Source organism: Nibrella saemangeumensis (assembly GCF_039541915.1).
GTDB lineage: Bacteria > Bacteroidota > Bacteroidia > Cytophagales > Spirosomataceae > Nibrella > Nibrella saemangeumensis.
On the sequence record NZ_BAABHD010000024.1, the window covers coordinates 1 to 22,835 of the forward strand.

18 protein-coding genes are annotated in these 22,835 nt (G+C 52.2%); 10 read left to right on the plus strand and 8 right to left on the minus strand.

The window, feature by feature from the left end:
• Positions 1-775: 775 nt before the first annotated feature.
• The 4 genes from ABD949_RS10040 (at position 776) to ABD949_RS10055 (ending at position 9,136) form a co-directional block, all read left to right on the plus strand.
• Positions 776-1,681: a sugar phosphate isomerase/epimerase family protein gene (locus tag ABD949_RS10040; RefSeq protein WP_345243065.1), complete on the plus strand. Its 906-nt coding sequence runs from the start codon at positions 776-778 to the stop codon at positions 1,679-1,681.
• 61 nt (positions 1,682-1,742) lie between these two features.
• Entirely contained in the window at positions 1,743-2,888 is a 1,146-nt protein-coding gene (locus ABD949_RS10045) for a Gfo/Idh/MocA family protein (protein ID WP_345243067.1), read from the plus strand.
• Positions 2,881-6,684 (plus strand): PVC-type heme-binding CxxCH protein, encoded by a 3,804-nt coding sequence (locus tag ABD949_RS10050; RefSeq protein ID WP_345243068.1) that lies wholly within the window; start codon positions 2,881-2,883, stop codon positions 6,682-6,684. The genes ABD949_RS10045 and ABD949_RS10050 overlap by 8 nt, the downstream gene beginning before the upstream one ends.
• A 172-nt stretch (positions 6,685-6,856) precedes the next feature.
• The gene (locus ABD949_RS10055; RefSeq protein ID WP_345243070.1) at positions 6,857-9,136 is read left to right on the plus strand and encodes a S41 family peptidase; all 2,280 of its coding nucleotides are present in this window, start codon (positions 6,857-6,859) and stop codon (positions 9,134-9,136) included.
• A gap of 201 nt (positions 9,137-9,337) precedes the next feature.
• On the opposite strand, the gene ABD949_RS10060 is transcribed toward ABD949_RS10055, so the two are convergent.
• The 3 genes from ABD949_RS10060 to ABD949_RS10070 form a co-directional block, all read right to left on the minus strand.
• Positions 9,338-11,503: an O-antigen ligase family protein gene (locus ABD949_RS10060; protein ID WP_345243072.1), complete on the minus strand. Its 2,166-nt coding sequence runs from the start codon at positions 11,501-11,503 to the stop codon at positions 9,338-9,340.
• A 580-nt stretch (positions 11,504-12,083) separates the two neighbouring features.
• Positions 12,084-12,728: a response regulator gene (locus ABD949_RS10065; protein ID WP_345243074.1), complete on the minus strand. Its 645-nt coding sequence runs from the start codon at positions 12,726-12,728 to the stop codon at positions 12,084-12,086.
• Positions 12,670-13,584, minus strand: coding sequence for a sensor histidine kinase (locus ABD949_RS10070; RefSeq protein ID WP_345243075.1), 915 nt, complete (start codon positions 13,582-13,584; stop codon positions 12,670-12,672). The genes ABD949_RS10065 and ABD949_RS10070 overlap by 59 nt, the downstream gene beginning before the upstream one ends.
• Positions 13,585-13,744: 160 nt before the next feature.
• On the opposite strand from ABD949_RS10070, the gene ABD949_RS10075 reads away from it, so the two are divergent.
• The 6 genes from ABD949_RS10075 to ABD949_RS10100 all read left to right on the plus strand — a co-directional run bounded on the left by ABD949_RS10075 (position 13,745) and on the right by ABD949_RS10100 (position 18,338).
• The gene (locus ABD949_RS10075; RefSeq protein WP_345243077.1) at positions 13,745-13,915 is read left to right on the plus strand and encodes a DUF1059 domain-containing protein; all 171 of its coding nucleotides are present in this window, start codon (positions 13,745-13,747) and stop codon (positions 13,913-13,915) included.
• Positions 13,916-13,941: 26 nt separating this feature from the next.
• The gene (locus ABD949_RS10080; RefSeq protein ID WP_345243079.1) at positions 13,942-14,421 is read left to right on the plus strand and encodes a DsrE family protein; all 480 of its coding nucleotides are present in this window, start codon (positions 13,942-13,944) and stop codon (positions 14,419-14,421) included.
• 112 nt (positions 14,422-14,533) lie between these two features.
• Complete coding sequence (locus ABD949_RS10085) at positions 14,534-15,127, plus strand: DinB family protein (RefSeq protein ID WP_345243081.1); 594 nt, start codon at positions 14,534-14,536, stop codon at positions 15,125-15,127.
• Between the two features lie 129 nt (positions 15,128-15,256).
• On the plus strand, positions 15,257-16,321 hold the full coding sequence (locus tag ABD949_RS10090; protein WP_345243083.1) for a DUF2911 domain-containing protein: 1,065 nt from the start codon (positions 15,257-15,259) through the stop codon (positions 16,319-16,321).
• 31 nt (positions 16,322-16,352) lie between these two features.
• Positions 16,353-17,234: a nuclear transport factor 2 family protein gene (locus ABD949_RS10095; RefSeq protein ID WP_345243085.1), complete on the plus strand. Its 882-nt coding sequence runs from the start codon at positions 16,353-16,355 to the stop codon at positions 17,232-17,234.
• Between the two features lie 69 nt (positions 17,235-17,303).
• Positions 17,304-18,338, plus strand: a complete 1,035-nt coding sequence (locus ABD949_RS10100) for a glycerophosphodiester phosphodiesterase (protein WP_345243087.1) — start codon at positions 17,304-17,306, stop codon at positions 18,336-18,338.
• 49 nt (positions 18,339-18,387) lie between these two features.
• Here ABD949_RS10100 and ABD949_RS10105 read toward each other — a convergent pair whose 3' ends face one another.
• The 5 genes from ABD949_RS10105 to ABD949_RS10125 form a co-directional block, all read right to left on the minus strand.
• Positions 18,388-19,245, minus strand: coding sequence for a metallophosphoesterase family protein (locus ABD949_RS10105; protein WP_345243088.1), 858 nt, complete (start codon positions 19,243-19,245; stop codon positions 18,388-18,390).
• Between the two features lie 68 nt (positions 19,246-19,313).
• Entirely contained in the window at positions 19,314-19,952 is a 639-nt protein-coding gene (locus ABD949_RS10110; RefSeq protein ID WP_345243090.1) for a hypothetical protein, read from the minus strand.
• A 4-nt stretch (positions 19,953-19,956) separates the two neighbouring features.
• Positions 19,957-21,225, minus strand: a complete 1,269-nt coding sequence (locus tag ABD949_RS10115; RefSeq protein ID WP_345243092.1) for a glycerophosphodiester phosphodiesterase — start codon at positions 21,223-21,225, stop codon at positions 19,957-19,959.
• Entirely contained in the window at positions 21,222-21,983 is a 762-nt protein-coding gene (locus ABD949_RS10120; protein ID WP_345243094.1) for a hypothetical protein, read from the minus strand. Before ABD949_RS10120 ends, ABD949_RS10115 begins: the two co-directional genes overlap by 4 nt.
• A gap of 168 nt (positions 21,984-22,151) precedes the next feature.
• Positions 22,152-22,553, minus strand: coding sequence for an Imm50 family immunity protein (locus tag ABD949_RS10125; RefSeq protein ID WP_345243095.1), 402 nt, complete (start codon positions 22,551-22,553; stop codon positions 22,152-22,154).
• Positions 22,554-22,835 lie beyond the last annotated feature (282 nt).

Consider the following 22,835-nt stretch of genomic DNA (forward strand, 5'->3'; position numbering starts at 1 on the left):
TTGAATTGGGACTGCAAAGGTAGCACTTTTTCTGTCCCGTGTCAAGTCTTTTGCTGAAATTATTTTTTGTATTTTCGGCAGAAGATTGCCCCGCCTGATGGGTGCTCCTAAAGTCCTGTTGTCAGTGCCTCTCGGAAGCGTCTCCCTCATTTGGGACTGCAAAGGTAGAGGCTTTTCTAGCCTTTGTCAAGTGCTTACTTTAAAATAGCTGGGAGACTTTCTGTCTGCTGGTGTAAGCCTCAAAGAGTCAGCAGAATTGGTGTAGCAGTTTTTTTAGATATAGTAAAGGCAGCCTATTGGGTTGCCCAGTTCACCTTGCTCAGATATAAATATAACGAGAGAATATGTTGATTTATTTTCCTTGTGCCGAAAATTTTCTTGTGATTTTACCGATGAAACACAGACATCTGATAATTGAACATTATTAAGTTGACTATTATGCCTTCATACGTAGCCACATTCTTTTAAACTACATAGCACTGTAATAATTAACTAAAATGGCGATTAAAGTTATTATAGAGATAAATCACATCACGGCCGATTAAACGCGCCATATGTGGTATTTATAAATGTAAGAATCCCACATCTTCTTGGTGGAAACCAGATAGCTCAATCACCATAAACATTGCCATTCAGTCTCTACCTTACTGTACTTTCAACCAAAACCAGTACTATTTCGATAAAACATGTCAAAATAGTATCAACATTCGCCATCATAGGCTAAGCAGTACGTTGTGGGAATACATAGCTTTGTACAACTTCTTGGAGATAAAATATGAATAAACTTGGCATTAACCTGTTTCTGTGGACGACCACAATGAACGAGGACCTCAGCGAAACGCTGGCCTTTGTGAAACAGACAGGTTATGATTTTGTGGAAGTACCCATCGCCGATACCGATGTATCGAAATGGACACGTATTGGCGAACAACTCGACGCCCTGGGGCTGGAACGGGTGGCCTGCTCCATCTGCGGACCGGAGTTTAGCCTCATCAGTCCGGACCCGGCCGTGCGGCTCGCAGCCGTCGAGCGGCTGAAAGGGGTAATCGACTGCGCCCGCGCTTTGGGAGCCCGGTTGCTGACGGGTCCATATCATTCCGGCTTTAAAACGTTTACCGGTCAGCCGGCGACGCGGCAGGAATGGAACTGGTCGGTGGACGGGATGCGGGAAGTAGCTGATTACGCTAAAACCCAGGGTGTCGTCCTGAGCCTGGAGTACCTGAACCGCTTCGAAAGCTACCTGATTACGGCTGCCGACGAACTGATTCGATACGTGGAGGCCGTCAACCACCCCAGTTGCCGGTTGATGTACGATACCTTTCACGCCCATATTGAGGAGAAAAACTCCCCGGAAGCCTTACGTACCTGTGCGCCTTACTTGACGCATGTGCAGATTTCGGAAAACGACCGGTCGACGCCCGGACAGGGCCAGGTTGATTTCGACGCCATCTTCAACGTGCTGAACGAGATTGGCTATACCGGTACGATTAGCATTGAAGCCTTTGGGCTGACCCCTGCGGATCTGGCATCAGCCGCTCACATCGTCCGGAAGATGTTCCATTCGCCGGAACAGCTGGCCGTGGATGGCCTGGCGATGATGCGGACCAAACTAATTGAGACGCCCGCATTGGAAGATGCCGTTGGGCTGGATGGCCTTTCCGGCAACGGCAAAGTGGTATAAGGCTTTATACTGACTACGGACTCCCTTTAACCTATACGATAATTTTAGCCACCAACCCATTATGAAACCTGTCAACATTGCGATCGTCGGTCTCGGCTTCGGTGCCGAATTTATCCCCATCTACCAGCGTCACCCGAACGTGAATATGTACGCCATCTGCCAGCGCAACCCTGAAAAGCTGAACGCCATCGGGGATGCTTTTAAGGTGGATACACGCTACTCCAACTACGACGAGTTGTTGGCTGACCCGAACGTGGATGCCGTGCATATCAACTCACCCATCCACAACCATGCCGAGCAGAGTCTAAAAGCCATCCGGGCCGGTAAGCACGTAGCCTGTACGGTGCCCATGGCGACTACGGTGGAGGAATGTAAAGAGATAGTAAAAGCCTGCCGCGAGACCGGCAAAAAATACATGATGATGGAGACCGTGGTGTATGCCCGCGAGTTTCTGTTCGTCAAGGAATTGTACGAAAAAGGCGAACTAGGCAAGGTGCAGTTCCTGAAAGCCAGCCACCAGCAGGACATGGACGGCTGGCCGGATTACTGGCCCGGTCTGCCACCGATGCACTACGCCACGCACTGCGTTGGACCGGTTGCGGGTCTGCTGAAACTGGAAGCCGAATATGTATCTTGTTTCGGTTCAGGTACGATCCGGGAAGAGCTGATTCAGCACTACAACTCGCCGTTTGCGGTGGAGTCGGCGCATATCAAATTTAAGGAAAGTGACCTGTCGGCGTATGTGTACCGCTCGCTGTTTGATACGGCGCGGCAGTACCGCGAGAGCTTTGAAGTGTACGGCTCGAAGCAGTCGTTTGAGTGGCCGCTCATTGAAGGCGAAGATCCGGTCATCCATACCGCCAAAAAAGAGGAACACCTGATTCCAGAACGCGTGAAGGTACCCGACTACGCGCATTACCTGCCAAAGGAAATTCAGTCCTTTACCACGCAGGGTGTTTACGACCTGGCCGAGAATTCGCACCTGTCGTTTGTGCAGGGCAGCGGCCACGGTGGCTCACACCCGCACCTGGCGCACGAGTTTATTATGGCTATCGTTGAAGACCGCGATCCCTTCCCCAACGTATGGCAGTCGGCGAACTGGACCAGCGTGGGTATCCTGGCGCACGAGTCGGCGATGCAGGGTGGTAAGCTGATGAACGTGCCTGATTTTAAATCTATTTTCGAAACCGCAGCGATTTATGAATAACTGGAAAACCCTACTCTGTTTATTGAGCCTGACCGCTCTGCTGACGCAATGCGCCCGGACTGGTGGTTCTCAACAGGCAAGTGTCAGCGGAAAAGCCTCAAAGGCAGACCAACCCCGTCGGGTTGAGATCCTGTTCTTAGGTGATCGGGGCCATCACCGCCCGATTGATTTCATACCGACGTTGATGGCGGGTCTGGGGAATAAGGGTATCAATTTTACGTATACCGAAAACCTGAACGACCTCAACACCGAGAACCTGAGCAAGTACGACGGGCTGATGATTTTCGCCAACTGGGACAGCATCCCACCGGCTCCGGAGCGGGCGCTGCTGGACTTCGTATCGTCTGGCAAAGGCTTGATTCCGGTACACTGCGCGTCGTACTGCTTCCGCAACTCGGCCGAGTACGTGAAGATGGTCGGTGGGCAGTTCTGGCGGCACCGGATGGATTCCATTCAGACCACGTTTACGCAGCCGAATCACCCGGCCGTGATGGGTCTGCAACCGTTTAAATCATACGACGAAACATACCTGCACAGCAAACTTCAGGCCGACAACAACGTACTGGCCGTCCGCGAAATCAAAGCCGACCAGGCAAAAGACATGGCAGCGGCCAACCGGCCCGACGCTAAAACGGAACCGTATACCTGGACCCGCAGCTACGGCAAAGGCCGGGTGTTCTATACTGCTTATGGTCACGACGAGCGCACCTGGGAAAAGCCGGGCTTTCAGGAGTTGCTGGAGCGGGGAATACTCTGGGCTGTCGGTGAAAAAGTAAATAAACTGCACGACGACCTGAAGCCGCAGCCGTTTGCGTACAAAGAGGCAAATCTGCCGAACTACGAAAAACGTCCCGGTCCGCAACTGCAGCAGCTGGCACTCTCGCCGGAAGAGTCGATGAAGCATATTCAGGTGCCCGTGGATTTTACGCTGGACCTGTATGCCTCCGAACCCAACGTGATGCACCCCATTGCTATGACGTGGGATGAGCGTGGCCGGTTATACGTGCTGATCACCAAAGACTACCCGAACGAGCGGAAAGAAACCGGTGGTAGCGATTACATCCTGCTGTGCGAAGACACCAACAAGGATGGCAAAGCCGATAAGTTTACCCGCTACGCCGAGGGACTAAGTATCCCGACCGGTATGGTAGCCTACAATGGTGGTCTGATCGTCTCACAGGCTCCCCACATGCTGTACCTGCGGGATACCAACAACGACGACAAAGCCGACGAGCGGAAGATTCTGTTCACGGGTTTTGGCACATACGACACGCACGCTGGTCCGTCGAACCTGCACTATGGTTTCGACAACTGGATCTGGGGATCGGTAGGCTACTCGGGTTTCCGGGGTAAGGTGGGTGCCGATTCCGTACGATTCGGCCAGGGCTTTTTCCGCTTCAAACCGGACGGCTCGCAACTGGAATACGTGACCAGTACCTCCAACAACACCTGGGGTTTTGCTTTCAACGAGATGGGTGATGTATTCGGCTCAACAGCCAACAACTCACACGGCTGGTACATGACCATCCCGCACCGGTACTTTATCTCTAACCCCGGTTTCGACAACGGTAGCCGCAGCACGGATACGCACAAAGACATGAAGCCGATCACGAATAAAGTTCGTCAGGTGGACGTATTCGGTGGTTTCACGGCGGCAGCGGGCCACAACTTCTATACCGCCCGTGCGTTCCCCAAACGTTACTGGAACCGGGTTGCTTTCGTTTGCGAACCGACCGGTCACATTGTTCACGAGAACGAAATGGAAAAACAGGGTACCAACTACGAAGACAAAGGCGGCTTTAACCTGCTGGCCGGGGCGGATGAGTGGGTATCGCCGGTATTTGCCGAAGTTGGTCCGGACGGAGCCGTCTGGATTGCCGACTGGTACAGCTTTATTATCCAGCACAACCCCACGCCTAAGGGTGCTCAGAATGGTCCGGGTAACGCGTACCAAACCGACCTGCGCGACTATACCCACGGCCGTATCTACCGGGTGGCGTACAAGAACGCTCCGGCTTATACGCCCCTGGCGTTGAGCAAAGACCGTCCGCAGGAATTGGTGACTGCGTTGAAGAATAACAACATGTTCTGGCGTCAGTCGGCACAGCGGTTGCTGGTGGAGCGTGGTCAGAAAGACGTGGTGCCGCAGCTAATTGCGCTGGTGAACGATCAGTCGCTGGACGAGATCGGCATTAACCCGGCGGCTATTCATGCGCTATGGACGCTGGATGGGCTGGGCGCCCTGAAAGATGGCGGACTAGCGCTGCAGGCAGCCGTTTCGGCGCTGAAGCATCCGTGTCCGGGTGTTCGCAAAACGGCCGTGCAGGTGCTACCCCGCAACGAAGCCGCTGTGGCCTCTATTCTTCAGGCCAACGCGCTGAACGACCAGGAGCCGGTGGTGGTGCTGAACTCGCTGCTCGCTCTGTCCGAAATGCCGCTGACAGCAGCCTCCGAAAAAGCCATTCTGGCCCGTTTTGAAAATGCCAAAGAAGTAACGGACCGCTGGATGCCCGAAGCCTTTGCGGTGGTCCTCAACAGCCATGGCGGCAAACTACGCCGGGAGTACCTGGCGCAAACGCTGAAAAAGGCGGGATCTTCCGCCAGCGCATCGACGAGTGGTGGCATGACGAATCACGATCATTCAGCGATGCAGGCGAACGCTAACAACGCAGCAACGGTCTCTACATCGGCCGCCATTACGCCGAAGGGTGATAAAGCGGATTTGGTCATCACCAACGTACGGATGGAGCCAGCCAACCCATCGCTGCGCGAAACGGTGCGGTTCATCTACGAAGTACAGAACCAGGGCGGGGTAGCCATTCCGGCCGGGACGATTGTGCCGTTGAACATCCGGATTCAGGGAGAAGGACGCACCATTAACCTGACCAGTCAGGTGTTCAACAAAGGCATTGCCCCTGGTGAGAAAGTGACGATTGAGCAGGGCAATAACGGTCCGTGGATCGGTAACATCAGCTTCAACTCCGATCAGCCGGGTACATATAACGTGGTTACAGTAATCGACCGCGACAACGTCATCGCCGAGACCAACGAGGGCAACAACAGCCGGATGGTGAAGGTAACGTACCAGGCTCCGCAAAACCTGACCGCTTACGCCATGGAGCGCGCCATCCGCAGCTATGTCTCAACTATGCCGGTCGACTCCGCGGTAGCCATGCTGAAGCTCGCCCAAAAGTTGGACAAGGCCTATAGCCAGGCGCTTCTTAAGGGCGTCGTTGATGGCTGGGCTCCGCGCCGGCGGGCCACGGTTCAGGATGCCGACAAAGCGTTCCTGGCCAGTCTGAGCAATACCGTAGCCGATGACACCCGCGAGCGCCTGAACCGCGTGATGCAGGCGTGGGGTGTGCAGGCTGCCGAAGCGGTAGACCCGAATGCTGAGATTGTCCGCATCAAGGCCGTGCGCGAAGCCATGCAGTTCGACAAAAAGGAATTTACGGTAACGGCCGGCAAAACGGTGGAGATCATCTTCGAAAACCCCGACGCAATGCAGCACAATATTGTTATCGGCAAGCCGAAAACGATGGAGATCATCGGGGCAGCCGCCGACAAGATGATTACGGCGAAAGACGGTGCCGAGAAAAACTACGTACCGTCAATTCCGCAGGTTATTGCCGCGACTCCGCTGGTGAATCCGGACCAGACGTACCGACTGAAATTCACGGCCCCTGCGCAACCGGGCGAGTACCCCTATGTGTGTACGTTCCCCGGCCACTGGCGCATCATGAATGGCGTCATGAAGGTAACGGCCGCGCCAACGGCCAATGCCACGGCAAAGTAGCAAACAGGCAAAGCGATTGTTTTTGGTGCCCAGCTCTTAAAAAAAGAGCTGGGCTATTTTTTGCCAGTAGCCGGGCTGACACAAGAATTCTGCTGACCGAATTGTAAATTACCCCTTTTAGGGTATTGCCGGAAGAATTTACGCATGCTAGTTTTAGGGAAACTGGATCGATATGCATTGGCTTTACCGATGTTTACCCCTTATCGGGCTTCTCCTGATACAAGGCTCGTCGGCCTTTGCCCAGCCGGCTTACACCAACGAACAATATAACCGGCTGGCCGATGCCGGGAAGCTGTACGGCTACGTCAAATACTTTCACCCCAACCTGCAAACCAAAGCCCTGCGCTGGGATTCAGCCTTTGCCGCTGCGGTGCCCGCTGTGCTGGCTACCCGAAACCGGTCTGAGTATGCGGCTGTGCTGATCAAGCTGCTTTCGGTACTGGATGATCCCCTAACCACCGTACTTACCGCATCACCCGCCGGTACTCCTAAACCCAGCCCGATAACCTACAGAATAGTAGACAGTACCCTGTACGTGGACCTCACCCACTACGAAGCCCTCAGAACCAATTGGGTCACGGGTGACCAGGGAGCCGCTCCTCAGCTAGCGAAAGCATTAAGTAATCCTGAACAGCTCAAAGGGGTCGTCTTTGACCTAAGGCCGGTTAGCGGCCGGGAGAGCGCTTCGGTGTCGGACATCGAAACCGTTCTGGGAAACGGCGGTATCAGCCAGCTATATACAGGAAATTTCTATGCACCTTCTCACCGCATATTGATTCACAAAACCAGGTTCAACCGGTATTTTCAACTGGAGAGAGCCCTGCCTATCCGGGGCCAGGGCAAAAAGGACGTTCCGATGGTGTTCATCGTGAATTCGTTGGCTCAGCTCCCTCCGCTGGTTGTTGGCTTACAGACGCAGGGCAAAGCCGCCATTATCCAGGAAGAGGGCGCCGGGGACATAACCGGCAGTGAGTACCGGTATTACGGTGCCGACAGTGTGTTGATACGCCTGCGGAGAAGTGAACTGGTCAGCCAGAATGGTTCGACTGGCATAACGCCTACACTGACCTACAAACCGGCCGACGCGGCCACCTTGCCGACCAAAGCGCAGCAGTTAATCCGCAACGGCTTTACGTATAAGGCCCCGCCGGTGGTTCCGATAATGCTGCCCGTGTCAAATTTTGATGTGTATAGGGAGTCCTATAACAAGTTGGGAGCCTATCCCTCATTGGGGTATCGAGTACTGGCCGCAGCCGAGATCTATACATCCATTGACCTGTTTTTTGCCTACAAGCATTTAATGGATAACAATTGGGATCAGGTGTACCGGGAGATGCTGCCTAAGTTTGTGCTGGCCAGGGATTCGCTCGATTACCTGAGAGCCGTTGCGGAGTTCAACGCCCATATTAACGATGGTCACGGCATGATCGGAAGTCCACTGTACCCCAAGATTACCAATGGCGGAACTCACTCGTCGGGTATTTTCGGCAAAATGGTAGAGGGCCAGTTTATCGTCAATGTGATCGCCAATGATTCGGTGGCTCGCCGGGTTGGTTTGAAACGGGGCGATGTGATCTTGGCCATCAACGGCAAAAAGCCGCAGGCGCTGATTGATGAGGTCCGAAAATACCGGGCGGCTTCCAATGAAGTCTCACAAACTTATTTTCTGTCGGAAGCCCTGCTACGCGGGGACGAAGGCGAAACCACACAGCTTACTATTAAAGATGCGGAGGGTACCGTTAGAACGGTTGCGCTGAAGCACGCTAAAGCCCTGGAGCGGGAAGAGTGGGGCCCTCAGTTGAACGATCGACTGAACCAGCCCATGCTCCGATTTATAACAAACGATATTGGTTACGCGGATCTCAACCGGTTAAAGCAAACGGAAGTGGATTCGATGTTTACCCTGTTTAAAAACACGAAAGCAATCATTTTTGATATGCGAGGCTACCCTAACGTCACTTTATGGGCCATATCCAGCCGGTTGACCGACAAAAAGAACGTGACCGGCGCCCTGTTTACGTTTCCCATTAATCTCCAGCCGAATTTAGCCAATATTGTTGATTATTATGGCGGCCAGAAAGTTTGGGAAGAGGATCAGCAAATGATCCCCGCTCCTGCTGGCTGGATATATCGCGGCAAAACGGTCATGCTCATTGACGAGTCGGCCATCAGCCAGGCCGAACATACCGGCCTGTTCCTAAGGGCCGCCAACGGAACCCGGTTTATCGGGAGCCAGACGGCGGGCGCCAACGGAACAGCCTATGGCTACCCCATTCCGGGCGGCATCTTCATGGCCTACACCGGTCACCAGTCGGCTTACGGCGATGGCAAGCCCATGCAGCGAATAGGTTTGAAGCCGGACATCGAGGTACGCCCAACCATCAAAGGTATTCAGCAGGGCCGCGATGAAGTGCTGGAACGGGCGGTGCAGTACCTGCAGACGGAGAAGTGAGAAGATCACTGCTTTGTAAAATACCCAACTGAAATCTTTATACGATGCATAAATTATTTTCTGTAAGTCAATTTTTGCAATAGGTTAGGGTAAAGCAGAACGGCTCCTTATTTAGGAGCCGTTCTCTTTGTTTATTGAGGGCAGGTCTGTTTCGCCGGGTAAATGTATTCTGAACTCTGGTGCAACAGTTAAGCAAAGAAACTATTTACAGTAGCGCTGATACTCCAGCAATTTAGGAGAAGGGTCGACACCGTTGGTCGCCAGAACCAGTACATCACTGGCAAACTGAGGAGAACACCCGTAACTATAGGCATACATCGTAAGCACTTGCCGAAGGGTACTCATGTCACCTATGGCGTATGCACTGGTAGCAAATTCGTACAACACTGTTGCCGAAGCCCCGTTTTTTGCATAATAACCACCTTTCCAAATCCACCGGACGTAATCGGGTAATCTGTTTGCCTCACGAAAAATAGTACCAATCAGAAATACATTCTTTATACGATCATCACCGGATAGTTGAAGGAGATCCGGCTCAAAATTATACGCAGAGTCCAGCAACGATCGTACCCTGATTTTCATTAATGTCGTTTCGGCAAAGGGTACCTTTCGCTCAGCTCTGTCAAAATATGCGTAGGCCTCCCGATAGCGTTTAAAATAGAAATATAATTTACCCAGTTGAACATACGGACCCGGATTGGCCGGATTAATCGCAATAATTGATTGAAAATTTCGAATTGCTCCGGCATAATTTTTTGAACCGGTATTTAGTCCGGCTAATTTAGTAAGCAGGTATACAGAGGCTGGCCTTTTCCGGATCTCGTTCTCAATAAAATAAAATGCATAGCGGTTATAGTCATTCTTTAGATTCAGCGCCATATCACTATTCCGAATAGTAAACGCATAGTCATAAATTGGTGATACCATGGTGTAGTTTGCCGAAGCGTTTTTTTCGATAAGCGTCTTTATAATGTCGAGCTTTGTCTCAGGGTTTGTAGTAGCAGCAAATTTCCGGGTAAGCAGGTATGCCTGAAAGGTGTCATTGACACTCTGCGTAAACAAACAAAAGCCAGAAATTACACAGGCGGCACCTAACAGATTCAGTAAACGCTTATCAGCAATCCGGTATACGTGGGTTGAGGGTAGGTTATTCAGCACATAGAGTGCGATAAAAATAAATAGTATCCAGTTGGGCAGGTTATCAATATTTAAAAACAGATAAATAATAGAACCAATCCACCAGGCTGTCAGTATGGCCTTTTGGTGTTGGCTCAGGGTTGTTTTCCAGATATACCACAACAGCGTGCCCCAAAGAAATATATAACAGCAGCCACTTAGTATACCGCCGTGGACAAACCAATCCAGAAATACATTATGACTGCGATCATACAGGAGCGGAGCAACACTATGGGCACCCACCTGGTATTTATCATAAACATATACGAAATTATCAGCGCCCCACCCAAACACCGGCCTTTCTTTAATACCAGCCACGGCTATTTTCCATAATCTGAGCCTGTCGGTTAACGTATGCGCATTGGTCAGGGAATATAAAAGCCGGTTATAATAAAAGATAGTCAGGGTACATCCTGTGACGAGCAGTCCAGCCAAAAAGACCACCAGTGTTTTTGGCTTACTTGTAACCCAATAACCCAGCTCATGCCTTTGCAGGAACAGGTAAACAAAGACTCCAGCCAAAAGGCCAATATAAGTTGTTCTGGTAAAGGTGAAAAATACTCCAACAAGGAGGATGAGCACGCCTGCACTAAAAATGAAGGCGTTTTTCTGGAAAAGAGCAGGCGTATCAGCAACTAAAAAAAGCAACGCTATACTACTCAGTAAATAATGGGAGAGATAGGAAGGATTACCCAGGGAAGATGACAGGCGCTGGGGTCCAAACTCTTTTTCAAACAGTAAGCCTCCCAGGGTAACAGCAATAGCCACAGCGACCCAGGCATAAAAGATGAGGCACCAATTTTCTTTACTGACCGTGACCGTTGAACAGCAAATAAATAAAAGGCATAAGGCAAAATAGTACCAAAAACCCTCCATCCGGTCAAACGTTGAGTAGAGGCTCATAGGCTGATCATAGGCGAAAAAGTAACTGATCAAAAGAGAGCCTGTGAACAACAGAAACGCCAGGGATAAAAAGTTATAGTTAACTCTTCTTATGTCTTGCCTGAAAACAACGGGTAGTGCACTAAGAACAATCACAAAAAACGAGAAAAACAAGTACTTGGGTACACGGAACTTAGCATATCCCTGCAGGTCAAATACACCTGGGGTCAGGGTTAACAATAGCATACAGACCACCAGAACCTGTTGAGGTTTTATGCTATTTTTTATCGAAGATAAAGAGGTATGCATAAGACAAACTAAGCTTATATTCTCAGGCAGGGCAGTAATAAAAAAGTACAGAGAAATAGCCGGAGCAATCTTCCCTGTACTTTCCTGAAATTATCTATAAAACCGGTATAGCTATTATATTTTAGGCTATTAATTAGGCGTAACAGGCGTTGTAGGACATGGCCCCATCACATCCCCATGTTTCAGATGCCCCGCTACTGCCGGTTCAGGTACTTCTATTGTATAAGTTGTTCCGTCTGGTTCTGTATGACAAAGTTGGACTTTTGCCGGAGGGCCGCCCCTGGCGTTAGACTGGTCTTTAGGAGTGACACCCATTAAGGAACCCGCGTCACCATCTTTTTGACAAGACAGAAGCGCGAAGGATACCATTGTAGTTAGACATAATGTGCTTAGAATCTTTTTCATACTTTCAATTTTTAAATACTTTTCATGATAATTTTCCGATTTACGCCCTTTCTAATGATAGTTGCCGGACGTGATTCTATACGCGGTTCTGTCCGTAAAGCTGAGGAATCGCAGCGTTGCAATCAATACCCCAAAAGGGGTATTTTTCGTATGATTCTGGAATATAGTTTATAAGTTACAGCCCCAGGTCATTGGCAAACTGGATGAGTTGGGCCACGCTGTTGATGTTGAGCTTGTAGTAGATATTTTTGCGGTGGGTCTTCACCGTTTCTTCCGACAGAAAAAGCTTCTCCGCTATTACCGAGGCCGGGAGGCCCAGCTTGATCAACTTAATGATTTCAATCTCACGACGGGAAAGGTTGTATCGCTTAATAAAGTCATCGTCTTTGTACAACAGTTCTACGTGACCGTCCAAATCTGCATCGAAATACGTTTTGCCTTCCATTACCCGCTGCAGACAGAGGCTTAACTGCTTATTTGAGGCACTCTTCAGCAAATACCCCGGTACGCCGATCTGCTTCAGTTCATTGGCAAACTTCTCATAGCTATACATGGAAATAATTATGATCCGGACCGCCGGATACTCTTTGGCCAGTTGCCGGGCAATATCGATGCCGTTACGACCGGGCAGGTTGATGTCCAACAGCACGATCTCAGGCCGATGTTTGTGAATAGCCGGTACTACCTCAGGACCAGTATACACCTGGTCGACGACCTGATAAGGACTGCCTTCGTAGGTGAGTAACTTCTTGAGGCCATCGTTAAAAAGCTGATGGTCGTCTGCGATGACTATGTTGATAGCGTTTCCTTCCCAAGCCATACAGTTTTTTCTTAATTGGTATCTCCAAGGTAATGGTGGTACCACTCTCCCCCGAGTCGATCAGTAATTTTGCGTTCAGGAAGGCTACCCGCGAGCGGATGTTCCGCAGTCCCGTTCCCGCCAGTTCATGCTGCACGGGATCGGGGTAGCCCCTGCTGTCATCTTCAACCAATAAAGTGACATAGTTAGGATAAAAAATTAATTGTACGGTCACCTGCCGGGCGTTGGCGTGCCGAATGGCATTGCTGATCAGCTCCAGGGCAATGCGGTAAACGACGAGTTCCGTTTCGTGATGCAGGCGCTGCTGCTCGCCGTAGGTAATAAAGATGCACGCCAGGCCCGAACGGGCTTCGGCGCGTTTGACAGTCTCGCGAATGGCTTCGGTCAGGCCCAGCGTCATGAATTCGGGCGGCATCAGGTGGTGGGCGATCCCCCGAAGATCCTGAATGGCTTTGTCGATCAGGCGAATGGGGCCGCTAACATCCTGCCGGAGAGCCGGTATGGCCTCCAATTCACTTTTGATGACCGACAGGGTTGCTCCTACATCGTCGTGCAGGTCAACGGCCAGCCGCCGGCGCTCTTCTTCCTGTACCCGCAAGACCTGTTGCATCTGGCGGCAGTGTCGGCGCTGGGTATAATAATTAAACAAAGCCACGGCTATCAGCAGCACCATCAGGGGCAGCAGCCGGAACCACCAGACTTCCCACAAATCGACGAGGCCCTGTTCATATAACCCATGATCCAGCTTATAATCCTGACCAACCAGTTGCGCAGTCAGGGGCAGTCCGAGCAGAAGCAGCCCGAGCAAAACGGCCCGGTATCGATAACGGCGGAATGGCAGAAAAATCTGTGGCATACATAGGATCGAAAACAGGATGCTTCCAGGTACCATCCTCATCCCCAAAAGTATATCTTCTGATTTTAGCGGAAAATACCCCTTTTAGGGTATTGTTAAACCGGCCTAAAAAAACCAACTTTGATTGAAAAATTCCAGAAGACCGTTAATCACCATAACCATGAAAGTACTCCACTGCAAAGACCTGGGGTTCGACTGCCCCGGCATCGTCAAAGCCGACAGTGAAAATGAAGTGCTGCAACAGGCCGCCCAGCACGCTCAGGAAGTCCACCAGGTGCAGATAACGCCCGAGATGGCCGAACAGGCCAAAACGCTCATCAGAGACGAATAGGCGTTCTGCTCAACACAGCCAACTTCATGAAAACAATTTGTCTTGTTTTAGGCCTGATCCTGTCTGCCCTGGGTGGACAGGCTCAAACCGGCCTGGCGGCTTCCGCGCAGCCGGAGAGCCGTACTGCTAAACCCAAAGCTCCCACCATGAAAATTCTTGTACACGTCACCCACGGCCCGGAAGACCCCACGCGGGCCGCCCTGGCGTTTCTGGTCGCCAAAGCCGCCCTGGAAGAAGGCCATACGGTTTCCCTGTTTCTGGCGGGTAACGCTGTGCTGCTGCTGCGCGATAAAGAGATGGATACCGTGGAGGGCGTAGGCACCGGAAAACTAAAGGAACACTACGAAGCCATTGTCAAAAGTGGCGGCCGGTTTTACCTCTCCGGCATGTCGGCCAAAGCCAGGGGTATGACCGACGACGACATAAAAGGCAAACCGGCCGAGTTTGCCATGCCGAAGGTGCTGGTGCAGCTCTCTGTCGACCACGACCGGATGTTTACGTACTAAATTACTGTCTCGCGGACGATTACCCTGGTAGCCAACGGCAGCGCGGCTGTTGTAATCAAGCAGATCAACTGGTCAGTTCGCCGGCGGCAAAGAAATAGTCCTAAACTCTTTTATGATGAGCCAACACTCAAGGCGTTCGTTCCTGAAGAAGGGCACCACAGCCTGCGCCGTTACGTCCCTGCTGGCCGCTACACTGCCGTCAACATCGCAAGAGAACCAGTGCGCCATGCAGGAAGTCAGCTTACTGTCGGATATGGCAGACTATCAGTATAAATCGCTCTGGGGAAATCTGAAAGGAATCACCGAGAAAGAAGCAGACTGGAAACCTAACCCTGAGTCGAATCCAATCCGCTGGGTAGTCGGTCATCTGTGCTGGTTTGAAGAATGGATGCCTGATGCTATTGAAAACAAAGGCCGCTACTTAACGGATAAAAATCCTTTGTCTGTTCAGGAGCCGACACTGGATGTACTGAAGGCTCGATTTGAAGCTGCACATACCCGGTCAAGAGAGGTAGTGAAGACTTTAACGCCGGAGATGCTGACCAAGGAGGTGATCTTCGTCGGCCGGGTACCGGTCACTATTTTCAACTTATTCCAAACGCATTGTACCCATTTGGCTGGTCACCGGTACCAAGTCCGGTACATCCGGGGCACCTACAGCCGCGTGTTTCACGTCACCAACAAAGCCGATTTTGATCCCTGGTAATATGAAGCAAGAGTCAGATGCTTTGCTTTATTTATAGCGGCTTCTTTATTTGCTTATGGCGTCTGCCTGGGACAGGGTAAACCGTACACGGCTTCGTTTGTCGGGACTTTTGGTCCGGATACCGCTTTTGTGGAAACGTACAATATGGTGAATAATCACCTGTACGGAAAGGTTCTGTTCCGGCTGTTCGACACGCACATAGGAGTATTCAGCATTCATTTCCATCCGGACGGTACCATTCGGGAGTACAGCATGACCGCTATGGACCCGCTGAACAGTTCGGTACCGCTTCAATCGAAAGAGGGCTGGCGGTTTCCGTACAGCCGGACCATGAGTTGTACCGGTGATACCTGTACGTTCTACATCTCTATGATGGGTAGCCCAACCGAAGTAATACGGAAACAGGCGGCTAAGGGCATGGACTTCTACGGCGGTAGCAATCCTTTGTTCTCGCTGATGGAATGGACCTGTATGCGACTGGCCAAATCGGGCAAACAGGCGTTGGGTTCCCTACACACGACCAATAGTGGTACCGTTAGCGATATCAGCGTTCGATACACCAGCCGGGATACCATGGTGTTTGGTGGCCCCTTCATCGATTACCGACCTATCCGCGTTGATGCCAGCGGCCGCATACTCAGCACCGACGGCACCGGTACGCCGTACAACTTTATCGTCACCAAACACCAACCTATTGATGTCGACCAGTTGGCGAAACGGATGGCCAAATCGCCCGGTATAGGATTCCCGTCGCCCAGGGATACCATACGGGCTACGATCCAAAACAGCCGGATTGAGATCGATTACGGCCGGCCGTTTAAGCGCGGACGGAAAATCTTCGGTAGCGTAATACCCTATGATTCGGTTTGGCGAACAGGAGCCAATGCGGCAACGGTTCTTACGCTTCAGAACGGCATACGCATCGGCAAGACCATTATTCCGAAAGGCAAGTATAGCCTGTATACCATTCCCCGTCGGGACAGTTGGCTGCTTATTTTTAATACCGATACGACTACATGGCCTACCGATCCGAATAGAAGCAAAGAAGTAGCCCAAATTCCTCTTCATATAAGAACACTGACTACACCCAAAGAGCAGTTTACAATCGACATTCAGGAAACAAAGAAAGGTGGCATTCTGAAATTACAGTGGGATATAACGGAAGCATATACAACTTTTGATATCATCAAATAATCCAGAGAATCCTTTACTAAACTATTTACCAATGAAAAAGACGTTTATCGCATGCTGCGTGCTGCTGCTCTCGCATAGCATCCAGGCCCAATCCTTCAAGGCAGCCGACGTTGAAGCCGTCGATCAGCAGATTTACGACGCCCTACGGGCCAGAGACCTCAATGCCTTCTTTAAGAATATGGCTACTGACGCGGTCATCTACGGCACCGATCCAGCTGACCGGTGGCCGATGGATGTTTTCCGGAAACGGGTAGAAGAGGATTTTAAAAGTAACCGGCTGAACCTGGACGTAAAAACGTTGTCGCGAGAGGTTATGCCTCTGGCAGGCGGCCGTGTTGCGGTGGTGACCAAGCAGACACAATGGCCCTTTGCCAAAGCTCCTGTGCGGGAGGTAGCTGTTTATGAAAACACTAACGGCTGGAAACTGAAAAATATGTCGCTGGCCCTGTTACTGCCTGACCAGCAACTGCCGGCACTGAATCAGCTGGTTACATCCGCATCAGCGGGGAATGTTTCAACGGCAGGAGCGGCTTCTATGCCAAGGGCGGGGCAGAACCAGCCGATGGCGATCTGGATCAACTACGTAAAACCAGACAGAAAGCAGCAGTTTGAGCAGTACATCGAGCGGTTCTGGCAGGTGTGCGATCAGGCGCTGCAGGCCGGCAAGATGCCTAAACAGGAAGCGGACGCGTGCCGGCAAGTGCGGGTGCAGTACCCGTCGAAGCCAAACGCGGACGGGACTCTGTCGTATATCTTCATGGCCGATCCGTATGATCCGGCCAACAACTACGAAATGGGGCATTACATGCGCTTCGGTCTCCCGGAGGAAGAAGCCAAAAAGCTGGAAAAGCTATACGATGACGCACAGGCCCGGCCCCAGGAAGGTCTGTATGTGCAGCAGAAAAAATACTGAACCTACAGCCGCAGCGCTTGTTAAAAACCAGTGCGATTGAATAACTTGCCGCCGAATTGCTTACTATCCATGAAAACAGGACTTATCATTAAAGCTATGCTTGTTACGGGCTTAGCCACCGGAAATGCGTACGCTCAGGAGGCTCTTTTACTGACCAACTATACCTTCTCTGATCAAAGTCGGACCATAGGTAACGTAGTGCCGGCCGGCCCTGGCACTCAGCTTAGTAAAGTAAAACTGACAGGACCGTCAGCCAAATTCTTCTCCCTGAACGACCAGAACCAGCTGCAATTCCGGAAGGCCCCCGCCGGGGCCGACACCTGGTATGATGTGGGCCTGGAGTGGCGCACACCCGCCGGCAAAAAAAGTCAAACCTTCCGGGTAGTGAAGGATCAGTTTATCCACAACAAAGTAATTGCCCACCGGGGAGCCTGGAAACATACCGGCGCTGCGCAGAACTCGATTGGATCGCTCCAGCACGCTATCAAACTTGGCTGCATGGGAAGCGAATTCGACGTGCATATGTCGGCTGACTCGGTGCTGTTTGTCAATCATGACCCAGCTTATCAGGGAACATTCATTGAGAAAACGGCCGCGAGCGCCCTGACCCAAATCAAACTAAGTAACGGCGAGCCGATGCCCACCGTTATAGCCTACCTGCAGGAGGGGATGAAGCAGAACCGGACCCGGCTGATTCTGGAAATAAAGACCTCGATCATCAGCAAGGAACGCTCACTGGCCCTGGCGCAAAAAGTGGTGGAGCTGGTCCGGCAGCAGAAAGCGCAGGCTTGGGTCGAGTACATTGCCTTTGACTACGATGTCTGCAAAAAAGTAAAATCGCTGGACCCTTACGCCAAGGTTGCTTACCTGAACGGCGACAAAGCGCCCGAGCTACTCGCCCAGGACGGACTGGACGGACTGGATTACAACCATACCGTCCTGAAAAAGAACGAAAACTGGCTGGCTGAAGCCCGGCAGAAGCAGCTCTCCACAAATGTCTGGACGGTAAATGACCCAGCCGCCATGGACTGGTTTCTGGCCCAACAAGTTGATTTCATCACCACCGACGAACCAGAAGCACTATTAGGAAAAGCGACGAACTGACGTGCTGCTATCGTTAACCATTATAGCTGCGCCAGCAAGCCACGGGCGGTTACGTTATCGCAAAGGTATAACCGTCTTCAAAGCCCGAAAGATCTGCTTTGAGCCGGTGGGAGGTGATGAGTAACTGCTCATCATCGCGCCGGACGGTGAGGTAGTGAAAATGGGGTTTGTACTCGGTAGCTTCGTCGGCCATACGGGAGGATGAGGTATTCAGCGGCTGGGTAAGCCCCCCCCCTCCCCCAATCACCAGAAAGTCTTTGTTCTCTACCCTAAAGCGCTCAAACGCATGAGCGTGGCCGGTAATAAACAACTTCGCCTTCTTCGACTTCAGGTACAGCGGCACAAACCGCTGCTGCACATTCTTTGAAGAACTGACTATACGGCTATTCGTATACGGCGCATGGTGGCAGGTTACGATAATTGATTTAATAGCCGTGTCGTTCTCCAGCGTCGTCAGCGCGGTGCCATACCAGACCTGCTGCTCAGCCTGCGCCGTAGGCGACATCACATTGAAATTGGAATTCAGCATGATCACGGCTACGGAGTCGGTTACGTGGTAGTATCCGGTCGGTACATGCTCGGGAAAACGGCGCTGGAAGTTTAACATACCGCGTTTTGGGCGACCCATAACATCGTGATTCCCCAAAATGGCATGCACATCAATGCCTCCTTTGCGGCACTCCGTCAGGAACTGATCGATCATCAGCCAGGTGCCTGCCTTATAACCAAGGGCTACAATATCGCCAAGCCAATATAAGGTTTTGGGTTTTCGGGAAACCACGTCCGTAAAAATGGCCGCTGTCGCTTTGGCATTATTATTTTTGCGTAAAAAAACCGCTTCAATCCACATAGGCGCCTGGGTATCCGCAATAAACGCCATCTCCGCCCCCGTACTGTCTGTCTGCATAGCCTGTTTTCGTGGTATAACTGATTTTATGATGCTTTTGCTTACCAGTCTGTCCACTTTTGAGCGAATTACCGCCACCGGTAGGCCCGCCAGACCAGCTGTAGTTCCAGCGCAAAATTGGCATCATTGGTCTGGGTCGCGTCATGCCACTTCACCTCAACGGCCACGCCCAGGTTGCGGGTTATGGGCTGCGTAAAGTGACCGGCCACCATCCAGCCCAGACTGAGAGCGTTGGCCCGGACCACCCCATTATACCGCAGGGTCGAGTTGATCAGATACGCGCCGGTTCCGCCAAACAGGGCAAACCGGCGCGTAACCGGCATGGAGTATACTACCAGCAGGGGTATGGCCGATACAAAGACCCGGCTGCGCCGGTCATCGGCCTGAGCGCTGTAGGCATACATTGGGGTCCAGCCGCTTTCTATCCCAACCCGCAGCCGATGGTCGGGATGCCACATGAGCCGGACCGTAGCCGGCACCCCCATCCGGCGGGTACGTACCTGCTGAAGTCCATCGGCCACCTGAATCGGCGCCGAATAAAACGATACGCCCGATCCGGTATAGACTACCAGTGCAAAGCGCTCCGTCTGCGGGCTGTCCGAGCGAACGGTATCCAGTTTCGGCAGGACCTGCGCGTGCGTCAGTCCACTGCCGAGCGTCAGCAGCGCACTTACGCCCCAACAGGCAAATCGATTCAGCTGGTTCATGTAATTATTGGCCAGTATAGTGATAGTAGGCCAGTACCGACGGGTAGTTGGACAGAATTCCGTCGAAGCGGCCCTGAGTCATGTATTGTTCAATATAGACGGGATCGTCCAGCGTCCAGGTAAACACCCGGCGACCTTCGGCCTGCGCTGCCTGTACGGCCTCATTCTGGCGTCCCAGCGTCCAGCGGGGAGCCCACACCCTGGCATTTATCCGCCGAACCGTTTCGATGTCCAGTTCACAGAGGGCGGGGGCCGCCGGATCGGCCAACTGCTCATACATACGTACCGACTGCTCATCCGGCAGGCCGATTAGAATATCCAGCGTACGCCCCATTGCGGCTGCTTTCTGCCGGTACGTTTGCTGAATATCCCGTACTTTCTCCATGGATCCTTCAAACTTGGTATCCAGCCAGACCAGTTGCAGGGGCGTTTGGTTCAACACCGTTTCCAGCGCATCGGTCAGTGTCGGAATTCGTTCGCCGTGCATAAGCTGAACCATAGTGGCCAGTTGTGGGTAGGTATAATCGCTGACGCTGCCCACCAGGCCACTTTTCTTCAGCAGCCGCAGGTTCAGCTGCGCATCGTGGTACAGCACCGGTACGCCATCTTTGGTCAGCCGGACATCAATTTCAACGCCGGTGGCGCCCAGCCTTGACGCCAGCCGGATCATCTCCACCGAATTTTCGGAGGCCGGCAGCAGATCGGAGGTGCGGCCGCCCCCCCGGTGCGCCAAGATCTGAAAAGGTTTGGTGCTTACTGGGCGCTGGTAGGTAAGCGTAACGCCAAAACCCGGCTGATCCGCTCCGTACCCGTACGTCCCCTGAAGGATAATGGGTGCCTGCGCAGTTATGGGTAACCCGGCCAGGAGCCGGCTACCACCCCGATCGGCCGGAACGGTAAAACGGGCCGTGCCGGTATCGGTGTTCAGCAGCTTTCGCCAGTAGCCTTCAAAGAGCAGGGCGTTTCCTGCCCGGCGACCTTCCAGCACCAGAAAAATGGCCTCCTGTCCGGTAAATACCGACAAATAATGCGTGGTATCCCGTCCCTGCGCTTGGTATGTCCATTTCAGCGCCACCTGCCCGCCAAACAGGTCGGTGCCATCGCCTACCGCATAGACTCCCTCAACGGCGCTGAGCAGGGAGGCCGGCAGCGGGCGGGCCTCCGGACTGGTGAATTCCGGACTCATCAGCGCCGGCACGGGGACCATCTTCTCGTATTCTGACTGACAGCCCAGCAGCCAGACCAACAGGAATAAGTATCGGCCCGCTCTCATAAATAAAACCCTATAAATAGTTCCGGGTAAAATAACCGCCGGTCAAACGTGACAAACAGCGACCAGAACTGCCAGTTGAAATTGGTATAGAGCGCCCGGAACCCCAGCAGCAGGTGTTTGCGACCATAAAAGGGTTGCTCCATGGCCATGGTCAGGCCCACGCCTTCGACCTGCATCTGGTCGGTTCTGGTGGTAACCTGGCCTACTTTCGACCAGTTGTAGAGGTTCAGCATAACCTCCGCTTTCATCGTGAGCAGCAGCTCTGGGTCGACCTGATACCCCAGCGATACATTGGGATAATTCAAAAACCCGAAGCTCTGGCTGTTAAACTGGCTCGACTTGAGCAGGCCGCCCCAGACCCCAAAATCGTCGCCGATCGACAGGCTGATTCGCTCACTCACGGGCCGTGCATAGCGAGGGCCAATGGTCAGGTGGTTCTGCAGACCCTGAGCCGTGAGCCGGCTGGCGAGATAAATATGCCTGGAAAGGCCCCGGAGCACGTTAAGATCGGCACGGGGGAACGAGTACTGGAATTCTTCGGTGACGGCACGGGGCGGTACGGTAAAGGCTACCCCCAGTGACCCCATCCATCGTCCTTTGCCCAGCGGATACGGAAAATACACAAAAGGCATATCGGGCCGGTCCATAACGGTGCGGGGCAGTCGTGGCCGGTGGCGCTGGGCCTGCACGGGCGGCAGAGCCGTCAGCAGGATAACAGTGAGGAAAAACAGCTTACTAAGCAGGCGGTGCAGTGACATGGTTGGTAGTTCATAACATGAGAGCAAGTGTAGTCGTAAACTAGCTGGCCGCCATAAATGTTAATACGTTCGGGGAAAGCTTATCCATCGACGGGTAACACCAGACAAAATAAAACCCACCAGCCACGCCCGCTGCATGGTATGGTGGGTTTTGGTCTATCCGTACGCTCAGGCGGCCGTGGTGGCCTGCTGCATCCCGGTCACCGCCGAAATATACAGCCACTTGAATTTCACGCTGAAGTTGACGATATCGCTGGTTGCCTGCAGCATCAGGTAGTTCTGCTTATCGTCTATTTTGATGTTGATTCGTTCCGACGGGCCGAACGCAGTCAGGCCGGTGCTCAGCACACCCACCAGCCGCAGGGTCACCTGCACCGTGTTATACTCCCGGTCGGCCCATTTGCCGGGCGGATTTTGGGGGTAGTTCGGCAGGTTTACCGTCAGCAATACATCGGTATACTCATTGAATACGTAAGCCACTTTGTGCAGGGTTACCCCCTCCAGCGACGGAGTTTCATCCCTAAACACATCCTTCATGACTTCCGGATTCTTCGCTAATTGGTGCCACATAGCTTCGCTGATTTGTTGATGCAAACTTGTATTGTATTGTGTAATAATTAATTACACCCCAAATTGTTGTGAGCTGGCTCCGGCGGAGAAAATGGCGGAAGTTTGATTTAAAAGTCATTTTCCGGATAAGTAAAGGCCTTTGTCGGAGATTGACACTTTTTTGAAAGGACGATGTTGCCGTTAACGGTTCGTTTTCCCTGACTAGAACCTTAGTTTCTTCCCGAAATTTTTTTCGTACTATTTAGCGAGTCCGGCCTCAAACTGATTCAACGGAAACAAAAA